The following is a 17,363-nucleotide window of genomic DNA, read 5'->3' as shown; positions in this document are numbered from 1 at the left end:
CGTCCTATCAGTTCTAGAATGCGTTAATGCAGCGCCATAGAAAGGCTGCGGGAGCTTGGACGATTCGGCTTATTCGTCTGAAGCATGGTAATTGACTGGTTTCCATCCATAGGCTGAGCCAATGAACAGCAAAAGGTTGTATTCACGTGCAGATTCCGGGCGCGCAGTACCTTTCGTGCCTCAACTCCACCCATCTCGTCCTCGTCGTGCACTGTTGAGTGTGGCGATGGCGCTGGTGCTGGGCTCGGGCGCCGCATTCGCGGATGTGCCGATGGTTCAGATCAACGTATCGGGGGCAGAGTTCTCCGAGAATGCGTTTCCGGGCGTGGAAGGTACGCACTATTTCTTTCCGCGCGAAGGTTTCTTTGCCAACTGGAAGCGTCGCGGCATTCAAAGCGTGCGTTTCCCGCTCAAGTGGGAGCGCCTGCAACCCACGCTGGGTGGGGCATTCGACCCGACCTACGCCAAGTTGATCGACAAGATGCTGGTGCAGGCTGCACAGGCGAACATGCAAGTGATCCTGGACGTGCACAACTACGGGCGCTACCGCGGCAAGATCATCGGCACCCGGGAAGTCACCGTGGCTCACTACAAGAACCTCATGACCCAGATGGCCCGCCGCTGGAGCCCCTACAGTGCGCTGGCCGGCTACGACCTGATGAACGAGCCGCACGACGAATCCGACGCCATCTGGCCGACCGCAGCGCAGGCTGGGATCGACGCCATACGCAGCATCGACAAGACTCGTCCGATCTACGTCGAGGGCCGCTCGTGGGCCAGTGCCGAACGCTGGCCGCACTATAACGACGAGCTGCTCAAACTCAAGGACCCGTCGAACAAGCTGATCTTTTCCGCGCATATCTACATCGATCCCGACGGCAGTGGTAACTACAAGAATCGAATTTCCGGCAAATGGGATCCGGATATCGGGGTAAACCGGGCAAAACCCTTCGTCGAGTGGCTCAAGCGCAATGGCAAGAAAGGCCACATCGGCGAGTTCGGCGTCCCTGACAATGACCCGCGCTGGCTGGACGCGGCCGAGCGGCTGCACAAGTACCTGGCCCTGCAGTGCATGCCGCTCACCTACTGGTCGAGCGGCCCTTACTGGGGTGGCTACTTCATGGCGGTCGAGCCGATCAACGGCAAGGCTCGTCCTCAATGGTCGGTCATGGGCAGGTACCTGAAAGAGCCGAAGTGCAAGGCTATCGGCCCGACCTGATCGGCAGCCCCACAGGGCCGGCCGGTCGTCCCATCGGACGATCGGCCGGTTGCGATGCCGGCACCCGCACCTGACCGTAATAGACGAATGCCGCAACCGCGAGCGCTGCAATGTTGCCGTCGTACATCATGGCCGGCGACAGGAACAGATTGATCAGGTTGAAACACATGTCCAGGACAAAGGCAGCGAGCAGGTCACCTTTGTTCCGGCACTGACGGCTGATTCTCCAGAATCCGACGAAGTACACCAGAATGATCAGCGGCATGATGAAGCCGTAGCGGTACAGCACGCCCAGCAAGCCCACGTCAGACAGGTAGAAGTACGAGCTGTACAGGCGCGAAAAGCCCCCCTGCCACTGCAGCGACAACGCCCCCATCCCGACATACCAGTTAGCCGCGGTATCACGCAGAATGATCGCCGTGGTATCGGCACGCACCCCGCCCGGCTCGGTCGCTTCCTGCACCAGGGCCATCAGTCGCTCGTACTGCGCTTCGAACGGCGCCGGCATCACCATGTAGGCGATTCCGCCCACCACGATCATTGCCAGGCCCAGCTTGACCAGCACATGCAGGTGCGCACGGAAGATCCACAACGCCGCCAGGGTCCACACCAGCATCGTGTTACGTGTCTGCAGGACCAGCCACAGGTAGGCGGCGAACAGGCCGAGCAACAGCACCGGGACCAGTTCGATACGACGGCGCAGGCGGTACATCAGCATCATCGCGCACAGCGACACATACGACCCGCCAATGCTGAAGCGGTCTGGACGCAGCGGATTCAGGCCGTAGTCCTTCTCGTCGACGTTGAACGCCACAGCGGCGTTTTCCGGAACGATCTTGAAGTAGTAGAGAAAGCCCACTGCTACGCACGCCAGGCCACCGATCAGGAAATAGCGCTCGAGCTGCTCCTGGGTCGGTTGCGCCTTCAACATCAGGTACAAGGCCGGGAAGAACAGCAGGTAGAGGAAGTTGCGGCGCTCTTCGAGCAGGCCGTAGAACAGCGGCTGCTCGAAGTGATACCAGGAGAACAGTGCGGACATCACCGGCAGGGCCACGCCCATGAACAGGATCCACATACTGGCCCGCGACTGCCACGGGCGTTGCCACATGGCCAGCAACAACACCGCTGCGCCCACCACACCGGCCAGGTACAGCTCACGCAGGTACGGCAGCCCCGCCAGCTTGTTGTCGGTCAGAAAAACGAAGCCGGAGTTGACCACCACCAGCAGGCACAGCAACGTGCGCGGATTGAACAAAGCCTGGAGCATGTCCGTTACCTCGTGGACGATAGATCACTCAGCGCCATTTGAACGCCAAGCCCTCGGTGATGCCCTTGATGCCGAACTTGATGTTCTTGGCACTGCCGCGGTTCTGCAGCACGGTGATCGCGCCCAGCGCAATCGCCGAGACGAAGGTGCACGCGGTCGAATGAAAGCGCTTGTTGTACATGATGGCCGCGCGGTTGCGATAGAAGTGGAACATGTGGCTGCGCCCACGGGTGCTGCCGCTGTCGCCATGACGAGCGAAGCTGTTCAGAGCGACACGACCATGCCAGCCCACGGCGGCAGCGCGACGCTCCCAATCCACTTCTTCGGAGTACATGAAGTAGCGGTGGTCCATCATGCCAACCTCTTCGATCACCTCGCGGCGCACCATCAGGCTGGCGCCCATCAGGTAGTCGGGCTCGGGCAGCCCGGCCGTCGGCAACTGCCCGCGGTCGAGGTTCTTGCCCATCAGCTTGGTCTTGCCCAGCCAGGGGAAGAGCATTCCGCCACCCACGCACTGGACCACCTGTGGCCGGTCCGAATACACCAGCACGGACGCCGAGAAACCGCACTTGGGCGACTGTTCCAGGGTATCGCGCAGCGCTTCCAGCGCACCGGCCTCGACGGTCACGTCGTTGTTGAGCAGCCAGATGTAGCGATAGCCTGCGCGTATCGCGTAGTCGATGCCCACGTTGTTGCCGCCGGCGTAGCCGTGGTTGCCTTCGTTGACGATCAGTACGCGCTCGTGCGGTGTGTCATAGCTGCCGGCGGCGCGCTCGTCGATCACCCGTACGTCCGGGCCGGTCGAGTCATTGAGGAACTGCTTCAGGCGCGACACGCTGTCGTCCTTGGAATCGTTGTCGATCACCACGACTGGAACGCGGCAGTGCGCGTCCAGAGCACGGATGCAGTCGATTGTGGTATCGGCGCCATTCCAGTTGAGGATGATCGCGCATACGTCATTATTGGATCTGGTCATGCTTCAGCCTCCTGTAGAGTGCCACGCTGGCGGTTCTGCCAGGCACGCGCCTTGAATACGACGATCGACAGCATCGCCAGATAGATGAAAATGTTTGCCGCAGCGATAGCCATCACCACTGCCAGGGCCGAGCCGCCCCAGAGGGCGCCCAGGGCCACCGCGCCGAAGCGCAGCGAAGTCGCGAAGACTTCGAAGCCGAGGAAGTAGGCCTGCAGGCGCAAGGCCGGGATGGCGACTTCGCATGGCATCGCCGCGAACCGTGCCAATTCCGCCAGGGCCAGCCAGCGCGCGTATTCGCCCGCTTCGTGCCACTGGGCACCGAAGGCCACGGTGAACAGCCAGGGCCCGGCGATGACCAGGATCAGGAAACCTGCCGAGCCGATCGCCGTCATCGCGCCGACGCCCTTGAGCAGCAGGCCGACCACCGCTTCACGCGCGTGAACGGCGGCGGCGATGCGCGGGTAGAAGACGCTGCCCATGGCCTTGCCGATGAAGTTGCTGGGCATCGCCAGTACTTGCAGGCACAGGGCGAAATAGCCGGCCGGTATAGCGCCGAACAGCGAGGCCAGTACCAGTGTGGGCATGTGCACCGACAAGGCGTTGATCAACACCTGCGGGGCACGGAAAAGTGGGAAGTCGCGGTATTCGCTGGCCAGTTGGCGCAGGGTCTTGCGCGGCGCTTCGTCGGTTTCGGCAACCTCGGCCGGCGCCGGTTTGCTCATGGCCATGCCGATCAGGATCAGCAGGCTGTGCACCACGTAGTACAGGGCGCTGGTAACCACCAGCATGGTTGCGCTGTTGTTGAACAGGCCGCCGACACTGCGCATGCCGTTGTACACCAGGGCATGGCTGGTGGCGGCTCGGGCGGTCAGGCGATAGCGACCATGGCGGTAGAGCCACTGCTGCAGCACTTCGAGCACCGCCGAGCTGAACATCACCAGCGGCAGCAGCATCAAGTATGGGGTGAGCAGTGACAGGTTCCAGCGTTCGGCCAGCATCGGCCCCCACCACAACAGCACGCCGGCAACCAGTATGGAAACCAACAAGGCGACCACGGTCGCCAGCTTGGCCAGTCCGCTGGCGTCGCGGTGGGTCTGCGGCAGGACGATGGCCATCGACCAGGTCAGGCTGCAGGCCGGAATCAGAATGATCGTCAGGCTGAGGAAGGTACCCACCACCCCGAACGCTTCGGGGCCGTAGATCCGCATGATCACCGGGATCAGTGCGAGGTTGATCAGCTGCGCGCCGGCGGAGCCGCCGAGCGCGGTCGCCAGATTCCGCACCATGCGGTTCTGGCGCAGCTGTTGAATGAGGCCGGGGGCCGGTGCCGGCCCCTGGCTCAAATCGTGTTCCATCCCAGCCTCCGGGCTCAATAGATGTTCCGTGAGAACAGGGTGAACGGGGTCTTGATCAGGATCTTGATGTCCAGCCACAACGACCAGTGATTGATGTAGGCCAGGTCACGCTCCAGGCGCCCCTGCATCTTGTCCAGGGTATCGGTTTCGCCACGGAAACCGCTGACCTGGGCCAGGCCGGTGATGCCCGGCTTGATGCGATGACGTGCCATGTAGGCCATCAACTTGTCGCAGTAGTAGTGGTTGTGGGCGATGGCGTGGGGACGCGGACCGACCAGGGCCATTTCGCCGCGCAACACGTTGATCAGCTGCGGCAGCTCGTCGAGCGAAGAACGACGCAGGAACGCACCGACGCGGGTGACGCGCGAATCGTTGCGGGTAGCCTGCTTCACTTCCTGGTCGTCGTGCATGCGCATCGAACGGAACTTGTAGACGTGAATCACGGTGCCGTTGCAACCGTCGCGACCCTGGCGGAAAAACACCGGGCCTGGCGAGGACAGCTTGACCGCCACTGCGCAACTGATCAGCACCGGTGCCAGGGCGATGATCGCCAGCAGCGCCAGGCTGCGGTCGATCAGGTCTTTGGCCATGGCCGCAGCAGGGTGCGAGCTCAGCGGGGTTTCGTTGAGGTAGATGGCCGGGAACTGCTCGATCTGCGAGATCGACTGGTTGAGCAGCATCATGCTGCCGAAGTCCGGCACCCAGACCACGTCCACCGCCAGGTCGAGCAGGTCGACGTAGATCGATTCGATCTGCACCATGCGATCCAGCGGCAGAGCGATGTACACCCGGCGCACTTGCTCGCGCTGAACGATGTCGCGCAGTTCGTCGAAACCGCCCAGGTGCGGCACACCCGGCACCGGTACCCAGTCGGCGTCGACTTCGGCGTCCGGCGCGATCACGCCCAGCACCGGGACGCGCGGCTTGAGCTGGCGAGCCAGCTTGCCGGCCAGTTCACCGGCGCCGATGATCACGGCCTTGCGCTCGTTCTTCAGGCGCTGGTTGTGGCGGTTGAGCAGGAAGCGCAGCGGGATGAACGTTGCCGCCTGGGCCAGGAAACCGTAGGCGATCAGCTTGACGGCCATGCCGGGCGCCAGCGTCTGCGGGCTGCCGCTGAGCCAGATGACCACGGCCAGGGCCGCGACCAGGGTCAGCCAGCCGCCGAGCAGGCGCAACAGGCCGCTGAGGTAGTTCAAGCGCTTGTGGTAGACGTGCAGGAAACTGTAGACGGGAACCGAGGCGAGAACCCCGATCATCATCAGGACCCGATACTGGGGCGGGAATTCGTTGAAGTGTGCGTACAGGACACTGAATGTCAGCGCGCATGCCAGGGTGGCACCCGCGAGCCACATGGTCCAGAACGTCAGGCCCCGACGATTTACCATCGGGTGCAAGCGAGGCGCAATCATAGATGTATCCTCTGCAGACAAGTGCGGCGTAGTTGGGCATTTTCCGTAACGCGACCAGCCGTGCGCACGGCTCGCCCCGAAGGGAGAGCGGCGCGGCTGCAAGGTCGGAAAGGTTTACTGGGCCGGGGCTGCCGGCAGGTAGTCATAGTAGTGGTCGCGACGCTGACCGGGTTCGGGACGCGACACCTGGTTGAGCACCACACCGGTGATCGGCGCACCGGTCTGCAACAGCTGACCGATGCTCTTGCGCACGAGCGGCATGCTGGTGGCTTCGGACTTGATCACGTAGATCACCGAATCGGCCATGCCGCACAGCAGTGCTGCGTCGCTCACCGACTGGCTGGCCGGGGTGTCCAGAATCACGCGGTCGTAGCGGTGGCGTGCCCACTCCAGGAAGGTCTGCATGCGCGTGCTGGCCAGCAGTTCCTGTGGGTTGTACGGCATTTCACCGGCGCAGATCACGTCCAGGCTACCGATGGTCTGCAGGCAGTCATCGACGCCTGCCTTACCCGCCAGCAACTCGGCCAGGCCGATGTGCTGAGCGTCCAGGCCCAGGTTGGTGGCCACTTTCGGACGGCGCAGGTCGGCTTCCACCAACAGCACGCGTTCGACGCGAGCCATGGCACCGGCCAGGTTGATCGCCAGGGTGGTCTTGCCTTCGCCCGGAGTGGTCGAGGTCAGGACCAGGGTCTTGCGACGTACATCGTCGTCGTTGAGCATCACGCCGGTGCGCAGGGTACGTACGGCTTCGGCGAATGCCGCGTCGTCGTTGCGCTCGAACTGGCGGTGGATGCGCGAACGGTTGCGGCGCTTGAGCAACGGCACCACGCTGAGTACCGGCAGCTGCAGGGCACGCTCGACGTCGGCGCTGTTCTTGAAGCTGTTGTTCAGGGCTTCACGCAGCAGGGCAATGGCGCAACCGGCGATCAGCGACAGCAGCGCGGCCAGCACAACCAGAATGGCCTTGCGCGGCGTGGTCGGGAACAGCGGCGCGATGGCAGGGTCGACCACGCGGGCATTGCCCGATACCAGGTCGGCCGTCGCCATGGTTTCGCGCAGCTTGGTCATGAACGTGTTGTACACGTCACGGTTGCTGTCGACATCGCGCTGCAGTTCACGCAGGGCGAACTCCTTGCGGGAGATGTCCTGGATTTCCTGCTTGTTGGTGTTGAACGAGGAGCGCAACGAGTTCTCGTTGTCCTGCGCCAACTGATAGTTGTGCTGCAGGCCGGCGACGACCTGGCTGACCTGGCTGCGCAGGCTGGCCTGGGCGGCTTGCAGTTCGGAGCGTGCGGCAACCATCTGCGGATGCTTGTCGCCGTAGCGCTGGCTGTACTCGTCGACCCGCGCCTGGGCAGTAGCGGCCACGGCCTGGAACTGCTGGATCACCGGGTTGTTGATGACCGCAGGCACGCTGGACAGGTCCAGGTTGCCACCGCGGGCCAACAGACCCTGCACCTGACGGTACTGGCTCTGGGCATCGGCACGTTCGCGGCGCGCATCGACCAGACGGTCGCTGGTACGGGCCAGTTCGTTGGCGGTGATGGTAGCCACGCCGCCGACATCGACCAGGCCCTGGCCATCGCGATAGGCCTGCAACTTGCTTTCAGCCTGCTGCAGCTGGGTACGCAGCTCGACCATGCGGGTGTTCATCCAGCGGCTGGCGGTCAGCGATTCCTGCTGCTGCGAGTTCTGCCGGCTGGCCAGGTAACCCTGGGCCAGGGCGTTGGCGGTGGCCGCACCGGTTTCGGCATCGGCCATGGTCACGCCGATGCTGACCAGGTGGCTCTTGCCCACGACGGTCACGCTGGTGCGCTGGCGCAGTTCCATCACGGCGCTGTTGAACGCCTGCTGCTCGGTGTAGTTGAGCTCCTGGTGCCAACTCTGCGGGAACCAGTCGGCATGCCAGTTGGACAGCTGGGCCTTGATCTTGGCCAGGCGCGACTGCTTCTGCCGTGGGTCCAGTTCCTCGTGGTGCGACAGGTCGAGTTCGCGCACGGCGCGCTCGGCCACTTCGCGGCTCTGGATCAGGCCCATCTGGGTCTGCAGGTAATCACTGTTGGGATCGGGACGGTCCGGCGTCTGCTGGAACGTGATGACCTGGTTACCGCTGGGCTCGATGACCAGAGTGGCGACGGAGCGATAGGTCGGGGTCATGTTCAGCGCGTAGATCACGGCGGCGGCGGTGCCTACCGCGAACACGCCGAGGATCATGCCGCGGCGACGCCACAGCGTGCGCCACAGTTTGCGCGAATCCAGCGCATCGCGTTCTTCTGACGCGGGCACAGCCTGCCAGGGAGCAACGCCCTGGCTGTTTCTTACGGCAATCTGGCTCATGTCAGAAGAACCCCTGGTCAATGGTGATGGTGTCGCCCGGTTCTACCGGTGTTGCCAACTGGGCCGCTTTGGCACTGCCGCCGCGATTGATGTTGATGCGGTTGACCGAAGCACGCTCGGTCAGGCCGCCGGCCAGCGCGATGGCACGGTCCATGGTCAGGCCCGGCTTGTAGGGATACCCACCCGGCGCCTTGACTTCGCCGCCAATGTAGAAGGGGCGGTATTCGACCACGCTCACGGTCACTTTCGGATCTTTGAGGTAATCACCGCTCAGACCCTTGGTGATGACGCGTTCGATCTCGTCGGTGGTCTTGCCCAGGGCTTTCACGTTGCCGAGAAAGGGATAGGAAAAGGTACCGGAATCGTTGAGGTGGACTTCTTCGTTGGTCAGATCGGGTTCACCCAGTACGGACACCCGGATGACATCGCCCGAAGCGAGTTTGTAGGCATCGGCCTGGGCTCCCAGGCTGAACAGTGCCAGTACGACAATCAATGCATGCTTGAACATGGTGGCTTCTCCCCTTTGGGTTGAGTTCACAGGGACAGCTTGAGGCTGAGCAGGTAGATGTTGCGAACGTAGTCTTCGCTGTTCACGTTCGAGTTGTTGTCCACGCGGCTGTAGCCCAGGCCAACCTCGGCCCAGCGGCTGGCGGTGTAGATGATCTCGGCGCCGGCGGCGTTCTGCTTGTCGTCGCGACCGCCCGTGCCCAGGTACTCGCGATCTGCGTAGCGATAGTTGACGTCGGTGGCGAAGAACGACGACCAGCTGTGGCGCCAGCCCAGGCGGCTGCTGGTCACGTGCACGGTGTTGGCACCGTCGTCACCTTCGTCGAAGGCGCGGCGCATGTTCACCGAGATGGTGGAATAGGTGCGTGGCTTGTAGTCCATGCCCACTTCCCAGGTACCGCTGCCGTAGTCGTTGCTCTGCGAGCTTTCGAAATCCTTGCGCTCGTAACCCAGGCGGGCGGTACCGCTGAGCTTGGCGGTGACATCGCGGTCGATACCGAACAGCACGCGGTTGCCCTTGCTGTTGCGACGATCGAAGTCCAGGTAGTCGTAGTCGACGTGGTTCAGCTCGACCAGGGCACGGGTGCTGCCGCCCAGGCGATGGAACCAGGTACCGCTGACGCTGGTAGCGTCATATTCCTTGTCGTCGTTGATGCCTTCGGCATTGCGATAGCGCTGCTGACGGTAGCCGCCGCCCAGTTCGATCTGGTTCATGGCGCTGAGTGCGCCAAAGGTGTACTTGAGGCGACCGCCCTGACGGGTGTACTTGTCGTTTTCGCGCTCGTCGGCGGAATCGACGGTTTCTTCACCACGCTTGTAATCGAGAATGGCGTCCAGACGATTACGCGAATCGAATGCCCACACGCCGCTCAGCTCGGCATCGTGATCGATGTGACTGGCGTCGGCGTGGTCCAGGTAGGTCTGGCTGTCGGCCGAATACTGGAACTTGTAGCCGGTGTTGCGGGTTTCGCGGGTAAACAACAGGGTCGGCTTGACCGAGGTGATCCACGATGCGTCCTCATTGCGATCCACTGCACGAAAGTTGTCGTCGTAGCGTTCGCTTATCTCCAATGTCGGAGTGAAGTTCACGGGACCAAGCTCGACTTTTGCCGGTTCCAACGCCCAAGCGCTCAAGGGCCAAGGCGCCAGCGCCAGGCATGCCATCCACTGTTGTTTATTCATATCCATTCCCACTGCCGTGATTCGGGGTAGACGCCAAGGGCGCCTAGAAAGAAAAGCCGATTTCGTTGCGTCGCAGATCTGCCTCGACCATCATTCGGCACAGCTCTTCGAGACTGGTCTGCGGCTGCCAGCCCAGTATCTCACGCGCCTTGGCCGGGTCGCCGATCAGCAGATCGACTTCGGCCGGACGGTGAAACATCGGGTTGACCTTGACCAGCACCTTGCCGGTCGCGCGGCAGGTGCCGCATTCCGCATCATCCTTGCCCGACCAGTCCAGGCTGATGTCCACCGCCTTGAACGCCATGCTGACGAAATCGCGCACGGTTTCGGTACGGTTGGTCGCCAGCACGAACGTGTCGGGTTCGTCGGCCTGCAGCATGCGCCACATGCCTTCCACGTATTCCTTGGCGAAACCCCAGTCGCGCTTGGCGTCGAGGTTGCCCAGTTCGAGCACGTCGAGCTTGCCGAGCTTGATCTTGGCAACGCTGTCGGTGATCTTGCGGGTCACGAACTCACGGCCGCGCAATGGCGACTCGTGGTTGAAGAGGATGCCGCTGGTGGCGAACAGCCCGTAGGACTCGCGGTAGTTGATGGTCATCCAGTGGGCGTAGAGCTTGGCGACACCGTACGGGCTGCGCGGATAGAACGGCGTGCTCTCGATCTGCGGGATCGCCTGCACCTTGCCGAACATTTCCGAGGTAGACGCCTGGTAGAAGCGGATCTTCGGGTTGACGATGCGGATCGCTTCGAGCAGGTTGACCACCCCTACCCCAGTGATCTCGGCGGTGGTCAACGGCTGGTCGAACGACACGCCGACGAAACTCTGCGCCGCAAGGTTGTAGACTTCGGTGGCTTCGGTGTTCTGCAGCAGGCGAATGCTGGCCGACAGGTCGGTGAGGTCGTACTCGACCAGGTGCAGGTTGGCATGGGTAGCGACACCCAGCTCTTCGAGGCGCCAGAAGTTCACCGAACTGGTGCGTCGGTAGGTACCGTAGACGGTGTAGCCTTTTTCCAGCAAAAGCTGCGTCAGGTAGGCTCCATCCTGGCCGGTTACACCGGTGACAATCGCTTTCATGCAAATCTCCAGAGTCTTTGGTAAGCAACAACGACCGGTGCAACGCCAACGGCACATCCTGCGAAGCTGACCTTGGACAAGCTATTGCGACAAGGTTCAGTCCGGACGTCGTTTAAACGCAGCATCGGCGCAAAAAAAACAGGTACACGTCCCGTTTAGTCCTCAAAGGCGCTGAAACGAATCGGTGTGACCCAGGCATTGGCGATCTCGTGCGACCAGAAGGTCGCTGTTTGTCAGTGCCGACTCTGGGGCGGCATCGGTGAGGCGAGGTGATACTAGGTGGCAGAAGTCCGTCAGTGCAAGCCGAGTGCTATCACACGCATGTAAATAAATTATCAGGGCTGAATTTTTTTAAAAATTACTTATAAATCAATCATTTATACAAACTGGATTGATGGCGCCAAATATCTGCAGGCCCATTTCGTCAATTTTATTGGCGTCAATGAAGCTAATGGCAACAGTGTATGGCAAATAGCCAGCGCAAAGCGACGGTTCATTGGCGAAATTGCCCACCGCCCGACGATCGACACGCTACAGCCCCCGGTGGCCGAGGGCTGCGCCCATTGTCCGTCGAACACTGTGCAACGCGCACGAAACAGGTTTGCGGCCATACCGCCAGGACCCTGGCCGTTCGCGATGGCACAATCGCCAGTAAACCGACTTAGCGCGTCTCCTGAATCAGTGCATCGGCACGGGACTTGACTTGCGGGCGCAGCGCTATGCCAAGACCAGGCACCGTGGGTGCGTTACTGAAACCACCCCTTCAGATCGGTTTCAGTCACTTCGGCAGACGCAGAAGACTTCCAGCTGTGTTGAATCAGGACACTGCGCGAGTGGTCTGCCGCTCGACGAGAGAGAAGCCGATATCGACGATCCCGTCTACTTGTTCGGATTGCTGCAGACGCCGCAGCAACAGGTCAGCCGCACAGGCACCCAGGTGTGCACCGTCGATGCGCACTGTGGACAAGGCCGGAAAGGTATGGCTGGCGAAGTTCATGTCGCCAAAGCCCATCACACCCAGTCGCTCGGGCACCGGCAATCCGCGCGCAGCCGCTTCGGTGAGTACGCCATGGGCCAAGGTGTCGGAGGTACAGACCACCATCAATGGCGGCGTCTGCGGGTCAAGCCGATCGTGCTCGAGCAGCGTATCGAGCCCGCGCCGGCCCTGCTCCAGGGTCGGCAAGCCTGCGAAGATCTGCTGTCGAACATCGTCGATGCCCGCCTGCGCGAGGGCGTCCAGCAGGCTGTGCGCGCGGCGCAATCCGCGCGGATCGTCCACCGCGAGCAAGGCGAATCGACGGTAGCCCAGTCGTAGCAGGCGTTGCGCGACATCGCTGCCCACCCGGTCGTGGGAAAACCCCACCAGCATGTCGATGGGATCGTCGGTCAGGTCCCAGGTCTCCACCACGGGTACAGCCGCGGCGCGCAGGCGCTCGCGACTGGCCTGGGTGTGCAGGGTGCCGGTGAGGATGATGCCGTCTGGACGGCGGCTGAGGATGACATCGAGCAGCTGCTGCTCCTGCTCGCTGTGGTAACCGGAAACGCCCAGCAGCACCTGGTAGCCTGCCTGCATAAGGCGCTCGTTGATCGCCTGGAAGGTGTCGGAAAACAGCGGGTTGGTCACCATCGGCAGGACCACCGCGACCAGGCGGCTGCGATTGCTCGCCAGGGAGCTGGCCAAGCGGTTCTGCACGTAGCCGGTCTGGACGATGGCCTGCTGAATCTTCAGCCGGGTTTCCTCGCGCACCGCGTCCGGTGCGTTCAGATAACGCGAGACGGTCATCGGCGCCACACCTGCCAGACGCGCGACATCCACCAACGTGGTGCCGCGGGTACTGCGTCCCTTGCTGCCCGGTTGCTTTGCCGTCATGGTGTGCCGCGTGCCTCAGCTTGCTTCAGGATCAATGGCGTGATGGTATCAGCGCGTGCCGGGGCGCTGCACCTGTGGCCCGTTGGATAATTCAAGGAAGTCCCGTGTCGTCGTCTCAATCTGCAAAACGCTGGTGGGTGCTGGTCGCGGTCATGATGGTGTTTCTGCCCGTGGTGCTGGACGTGACCATCCTGCACGTGGCCGTCCCTTCACTGACCCTGGCGCTGCAGGCCACTGGCACCGAAGTGCTGTGGATCATCGATATCTACCCGTTGATCATGGCCAGCCTGCTGATTCCCATGGGTACCCTCGCCGATCGGATCGGCCACCGCCAGCTGTTGATCACCGGGTTGTGCATCTTCAGCCTCGGCTCGGTGCTTGCGGCGTTCTCGCCCAGCGTGGCAGCACTGATCGCCGCCCGGGCGTTCATGGCCTTCGGCTCGGCGATGATCATTCCCTGCACCCTGGCGATCATCCGCCAGACCTTCGACGACGAGCGCGAGCGCGCCCTGGCGCTGGGCATCTGGGGTTCCACCGGTTCGGCAGGTGCGGCCATCGGGCCATTGGTGGGCGGCGCACTGCTGGAGCACTTCTGGTGGGGTGCGGTGTTTCTGGTCAATGTGCCGGTGATGCTGGTGGTGATGCCGCTGGTGCTCAAGCATGTCCCGCGCACCTCCATCACCGGCAACGGCAACTGGACCATCGCTCAGGCATTGATCCTGATGCTGGGCATCATGGCCACTGTCTATGCGCTCAAGTCCGGGTTCAAACCGGGCAGTTCGGCGTCCCTCACTACCGCTTCGGCGCTGCTCGGCCTGACCATGCTGGGCTGGTTCGGGCACAAGCAACTGCACGCGACACAACCCATGCTGGACCTCAGCCTGTTCCGCTCACCGGCGATCAGCGCAGGCGTGGTCATGGCGTTGGTGGTAATGGGTGCACTGGCCGGGGTCGAATTGATGCTGGCCCAGGAGCTGCAATTCGTTCTGGGCCAGACACCGCTCCAGGCGGGCATGTTTCTGTTGCCCTTGATGATCGCCTCGGCGGTGGGCGGGCCGATGGCAGGTCTGCTGTTACGTGCCATCGGCCTGCGCTGGGTCGGCAGTCTGTCGCTGGCTGCTGCCAGCGCCAGCCTGGCAGGGCTGGCCATGGCTGACCTGCACCACAGCGGATGGGCCGTGATCGGCCTGTTGGTGGTGCTGGGTTTGTCCCTGAGCATTGGCCTGACGGCGTCGTCGGTGGCAATCATGAGCAGTACCCCGCCGCACAAGGCCGGCTCGGCCGGCGCGCTCGAAGCCACCAGCTATGACCTGGGCACAGGGCTGGGCATCACCGGGTTCGGTATCGTCCTGGGCAGTGGCTACACTCGCTCCATCCAGCTGCCCGAAGGTCTGCCCCTGGCTATTGCGGAGACGGCCCGGCATTCGATCGGCGAAACCATGAGCGCAGCGCAAGCGCTGGGCGGCCCACAGGCTGCCGAGCTGGTCGCCGCTGGCCAAGCCGCGTTCAGCACTTCGCATAACCTCGTGCTGGGATCGGCGGCGACCTTGATCGGGGTCCTCAGCGTAGTGATCTGGGTGGCGCTGCATCGCCATGGGCATACCCACAGCCAGGCGGCGTGATCGGTGCGGGCGGTTCGTCGGTCCGGGTGAATTTCTGCAGGCGGACTCACTCGAAACCAGACACAAAAAACACGATGGGTGCTGTCATGATCCCGCTTGAATCCACTGGCCTTCCGCATTCAGGGGCCAGGCCCGAGCGCACTGCCCTGCCGCTCTACCGGTCGCTGCTCGACGAGCCCGACGCCACCGAGCCAGGTCTGGCGAAGCAGTTTCTCGAAGAACAACTGGCGCTGGCGGCCGAGCTGCCCTACCCGATGCCCTCGAACCCTGCGCAGTTGTTGCAGTGGGTGGCCGACAACGCCGCGGCGGTGGGTCGCCAGTATTCCGAGTATCTAGCCCTGCGCCACGCCGGCGCGCCCCGACGGTTTTTCAGCAACAAGGCCCACGCGCTGTATTTTCTGCAACAGGTGGCGCCGAGCAAGCTGGTGGATGGCGCGTGGTTGTTCGGCACCGTCAGGCATGCCGCGGACTGGCGCTATCACGGGCTGATCCGCACCTACCTCGAAGAGTTGGGCGACGGTGATCCCTCGCTCAACCATGTCACGCTGTACCGCGCGCTGCTGGCCGAGCACGACTGCCTGGCGACCCACGAGCTGGCCGACGAGCTGTACCTGCAAGGCGCCATTCAGTTGGCCCTGGGGCAAGCCAGCGAGGACTTTCTGCCCGAGGTGATCGGCTACAACCTGGGCTACGAGCAACTGCCGCTGCACCTGCTGATCACTGCGTTCGAACTGAACGAGCTGGGCATCGACCCTTACTATTTCACCTTGCACGTAACCATCGACAACGCCGGTACCGGGCATGCGCACAAAGCGGTAGCGGCTGTTCTCGATATGCTGCCAGGCGGTGCCGACAACGCGGCGTTTCTGCAGAAGCTGCGGGCAGGTTACAACCTCAATGACCTGGGTATCGGTTCTACCGCAGTGATCGAGGGCTTCGATCTGGACCATGAAGTGGTGCAAATGCTGGAGCGCAAGCGCGGCTTTGGTCAGTACATGCATTCGGACTACTGCCGCCTTGAAGGCAAGACCGTCAACGAGTGGCTGGCCAAGCCGGGCCATTGCGACGATTTTTTGACCGCGCTGGAAAACAAGGGCTGGATCAAGCGACACCAGGACCCCAAGGCCAGCCGCTTCTGGCAGATGCTCGATGGGCCGGGAGCGCCCATGTTCGGCGTGTTCAACGGTTACGAACGGCAGCTGCTCAAGGACTGGATCGCCGGCGATTGGCTGGACGACAAGTCCGGCGTCAGCAATCCCTTCAGGGCACGATTCCGTCGGCGCGGACCCCTTGTGGCAAATCCCACTGGCGTGACCAGCCCCGCGGAGTCGACCCAGGCACTGATCCGCAAGATGTCGCCGTCCCTGCACGCATCGCCCGAGGGGTTGGAAGCGACCCGCGCGTTCACTCAGCGGCTGAGCGAAGGGGTGCTGAGCCATGAATATTGAGGTGCGAGGATCGGACATGACCCAGGCGAATGCTTGCCCAGCCGTGGAGGCGGCAGAACTGGACCAGGTGCTGCTCCAGTTGGGGCGCCGCTTGCAAGCAGACGGCTACCGCTTCGTGACGGTGACGCCACTGACCCATCAGCGCAACAACGAGCGGCCTGACAACGCGATCGCCCGAAACCTGCGTGACGTGTTCGGTTGGAGTCGCCCGTTCGCATCCGACCTGTTGCCCGAAGTGGAGACGGCGGCGTTGCTGGAAAATGCCATCGTCAGCGAGCAGTCGGGGCTGCTGCGCAGCGAGGTGCGCTGGTCCAGCCTGGGCGGACAGTTGTTCGTTCACTCGGCCTTTCCGACTGTCGCCCACGATTCGGTTTTCTTTGGGCCCGATACCTATCGTTTTGCACGGGCAATCGAGAAGCACCTGCGCGAGGTCAGGCAGCCGATCCGTAGTGCGGTCGATATCGGTTGCGGCAGCGGCGTGGGTGCGATTCTGATTGCGTTGGCGTGCCGCGAGGCGCAGGTTCAGGCGGTCGATATCAATCCTACGGCGTTGCGTTTTACCGCCGTCAATGCGGCACTTGCGGGCGTCACCAATGTAGCGGCCTGGCACAGCGACGTGCTGCAGGGCACCAGCGGGGACTTCGATCTGATCGTTGCCAACCCTCCCTATATGCAGGATCCCCAGGCGCGGGCGTATCGCGATGGCGGAGGTGAAATGGGCTCGGCGTTGTCGGTGCGCATCGCCAGCGAGGCGTTGGGTCGATTGGCACCCGGCGGCAGCCTGGTCCTCTACACCGGCGCGCCGTCGGTGGCGGGCGTCGACCTGTTTCTGAGTCAGGTGCAACCGCTGGTGGACGTATCAGGGTTTCAATGGAGCTACGAAGAGGTGGACCCGGACGTATTCGGTGAAGAGTTGGAAACCCCTGGGTATCGCCAGGCCGAACGAATCGCCGCCGTGGTCCTCACCGTCACCAGAACCTGACCCTCCGATGACCTTGCAAAGCCCTATAGCAGCGGCGCGAGCCGCGTCCGGGGTCACTGCGGTGTGTCAGGCTGAACGCATCCACCGCCGACGCGGCTTGCGCCGCTGCTACAC

At 62.7% G+C, this 17,363-nt stretch carries 13 protein-coding genes; 4 read left to right on the top strand and 9 right to left on the bottom strand.

Annotated elements, in window-relative coordinates; all coding sequences use genetic code 11:
• Positions 1 to 175: 175 nt before the first annotated feature.
• On the top strand, positions 176 to 1,219 hold the full coding sequence (locus tag IFT98_RS03565; protein WP_342214119.1) for a glycoside hydrolase family 5 protein: 1,044 nt from the start codon (positions 176 to 178) through the stop codon (positions 1,217 to 1,219).
• Here IFT98_RS03565 and IFT98_RS03560 read toward each other — a convergent pair.
• The 9 genes from IFT98_RS03560 to IFT98_RS03520 form a co-directional block, all read right to left on the bottom strand.
• Positions 1,203 to 2,486 (bottom strand): hypothetical protein, encoded by a 1,284-nt coding sequence (locus IFT98_RS03560; protein WP_192047284.1) that lies wholly within the window; start codon positions 2,484 to 2,486, stop codon positions 1,203 to 1,205. The two genes, IFT98_RS03565 and IFT98_RS03560, sit on opposite strands and share 17 nt — an antisense overlap.
• Before the next feature lie 28 nt (positions 2,487 to 2,514).
• Positions 2,515 to 3,462 carry a glycosyltransferase family 2 protein gene (locus IFT98_RS03555; RefSeq protein ID WP_192047285.1) on the bottom strand — a complete coding sequence of 316 codons (948 nt, stop codon included), beginning with the start codon at positions 3,460 to 3,462 and terminating at the stop codon, positions 2,515 to 2,517.
• Entirely contained in the window at positions 3,459 to 4,817 is a 1,359-nt protein-coding gene (locus tag IFT98_RS03550; protein WP_192047286.1) for a lipopolysaccharide biosynthesis protein, read from the bottom strand. The genes IFT98_RS03555 and IFT98_RS03550 overlap by 4 nt, the downstream gene beginning before the upstream one ends.
• A gap of 14 nt (positions 4,818 to 4,831) precedes the next feature.
• Positions 4,832 to 6,226: an undecaprenyl-phosphate glucose phosphotransferase gene (locus IFT98_RS03545; protein ID WP_122478513.1), complete on the bottom strand. Its 1,395-nt coding sequence runs from the start codon at positions 6,224 to 6,226 to the stop codon at positions 4,832 to 4,834.
• 114 nt (positions 6,227 to 6,340) lie between these two features.
• Positions 6,341 to 8,563, bottom strand: coding sequence for a GumC family protein (locus tag IFT98_RS03540; protein WP_122478515.1), 2,223 nt, complete (start codon positions 8,561 to 8,563; stop codon positions 6,341 to 6,343).
• Between the two features lies 1 nt (position 8,564).
• The gene (locus tag IFT98_RS03535) at positions 8,565 to 9,071 is read right to left on the bottom strand and encodes a polysaccharide biosynthesis/export family protein (protein ID WP_122478517.1); all 507 of its coding nucleotides are present in this window, start codon (positions 9,069 to 9,071) and stop codon (positions 8,565 to 8,567) included.
• A 26-nt stretch (positions 9,072 to 9,097) separates the two neighbouring features.
• Positions 9,098 to 10,252 carry an outer membrane beta-barrel protein gene (locus IFT98_RS03530; protein WP_192047287.1) on the bottom strand — a complete coding sequence of 385 codons (1,155 nt, stop codon included), beginning with the start codon at positions 10,250 to 10,252 and terminating at the stop codon, positions 9,098 to 9,100.
• Between the two features lie 43 nt (positions 10,253 to 10,295).
• Positions 10,296 to 11,327 (bottom strand): GDP-mannose 4,6-dehydratase, encoded by a 1,032-nt coding sequence (gmd, locus tag IFT98_RS03525; RefSeq protein WP_122795594.1) that lies wholly within the window; start codon positions 11,325 to 11,327, stop codon positions 10,296 to 10,298.
• An 817-nt stretch (positions 11,328 to 12,144) separates the two neighbouring features.
• Positions 12,145 to 13,197: a LacI family DNA-binding transcriptional regulator gene (locus IFT98_RS03520; RefSeq protein WP_192047288.1), complete on the bottom strand. Its 1,053-nt coding sequence runs from the start codon at positions 13,195 to 13,197 to the stop codon at positions 12,145 to 12,147.
• 104 nt (positions 13,198 to 13,301) lie between these two features.
• Between IFT98_RS03520 and IFT98_RS03515 the strand changes: the two genes are divergently transcribed.
• The 3 genes from IFT98_RS03515 to IFT98_RS03505 all read left to right on the top strand — a co-directional run bounded on the left by IFT98_RS03515 (position 13,302) and on the right by IFT98_RS03505 (position 17,249).
• Positions 13,302 to 14,819 (top strand): MFS transporter, encoded by a 1,518-nt coding sequence (locus IFT98_RS03515; protein WP_342214118.1) that lies wholly within the window; start codon positions 13,302 to 13,304, stop codon positions 14,817 to 14,819.
• A gap of 86 nt (positions 14,820 to 14,905) precedes the next feature.
• A complete protein-coding gene (locus IFT98_RS03510; RefSeq protein ID WP_192047289.1) occupies positions 14,906 to 16,267 on the top strand; it encodes an iron-containing redox enzyme family protein in 1,362 nt (453 codons plus the stop codon).
• Between the two features lie 16 nt (positions 16,268 to 16,283).
• Entirely contained in the window at positions 16,284 to 17,249 is a 966-nt protein-coding gene (locus tag IFT98_RS03505; RefSeq protein WP_192047290.1) for a methyltransferase, read from the top strand.
• The last annotated feature ends 114 nt before the right edge of the window (positions 17,250 to 17,363 follow it).

The sequence above is a fragment of the Pseudomonas sp. CFBP 8770 genome, assembly GCF_014841705.1.
In the GTDB taxonomy this organism is placed as follows: domain Bacteria; phylum Pseudomonadota; class Gammaproteobacteria; order Pseudomonadales; family Pseudomonadaceae; genus Aquipseudomonas.
This window is presented reverse-complemented; position numbering and strand designations above follow the sequence as displayed.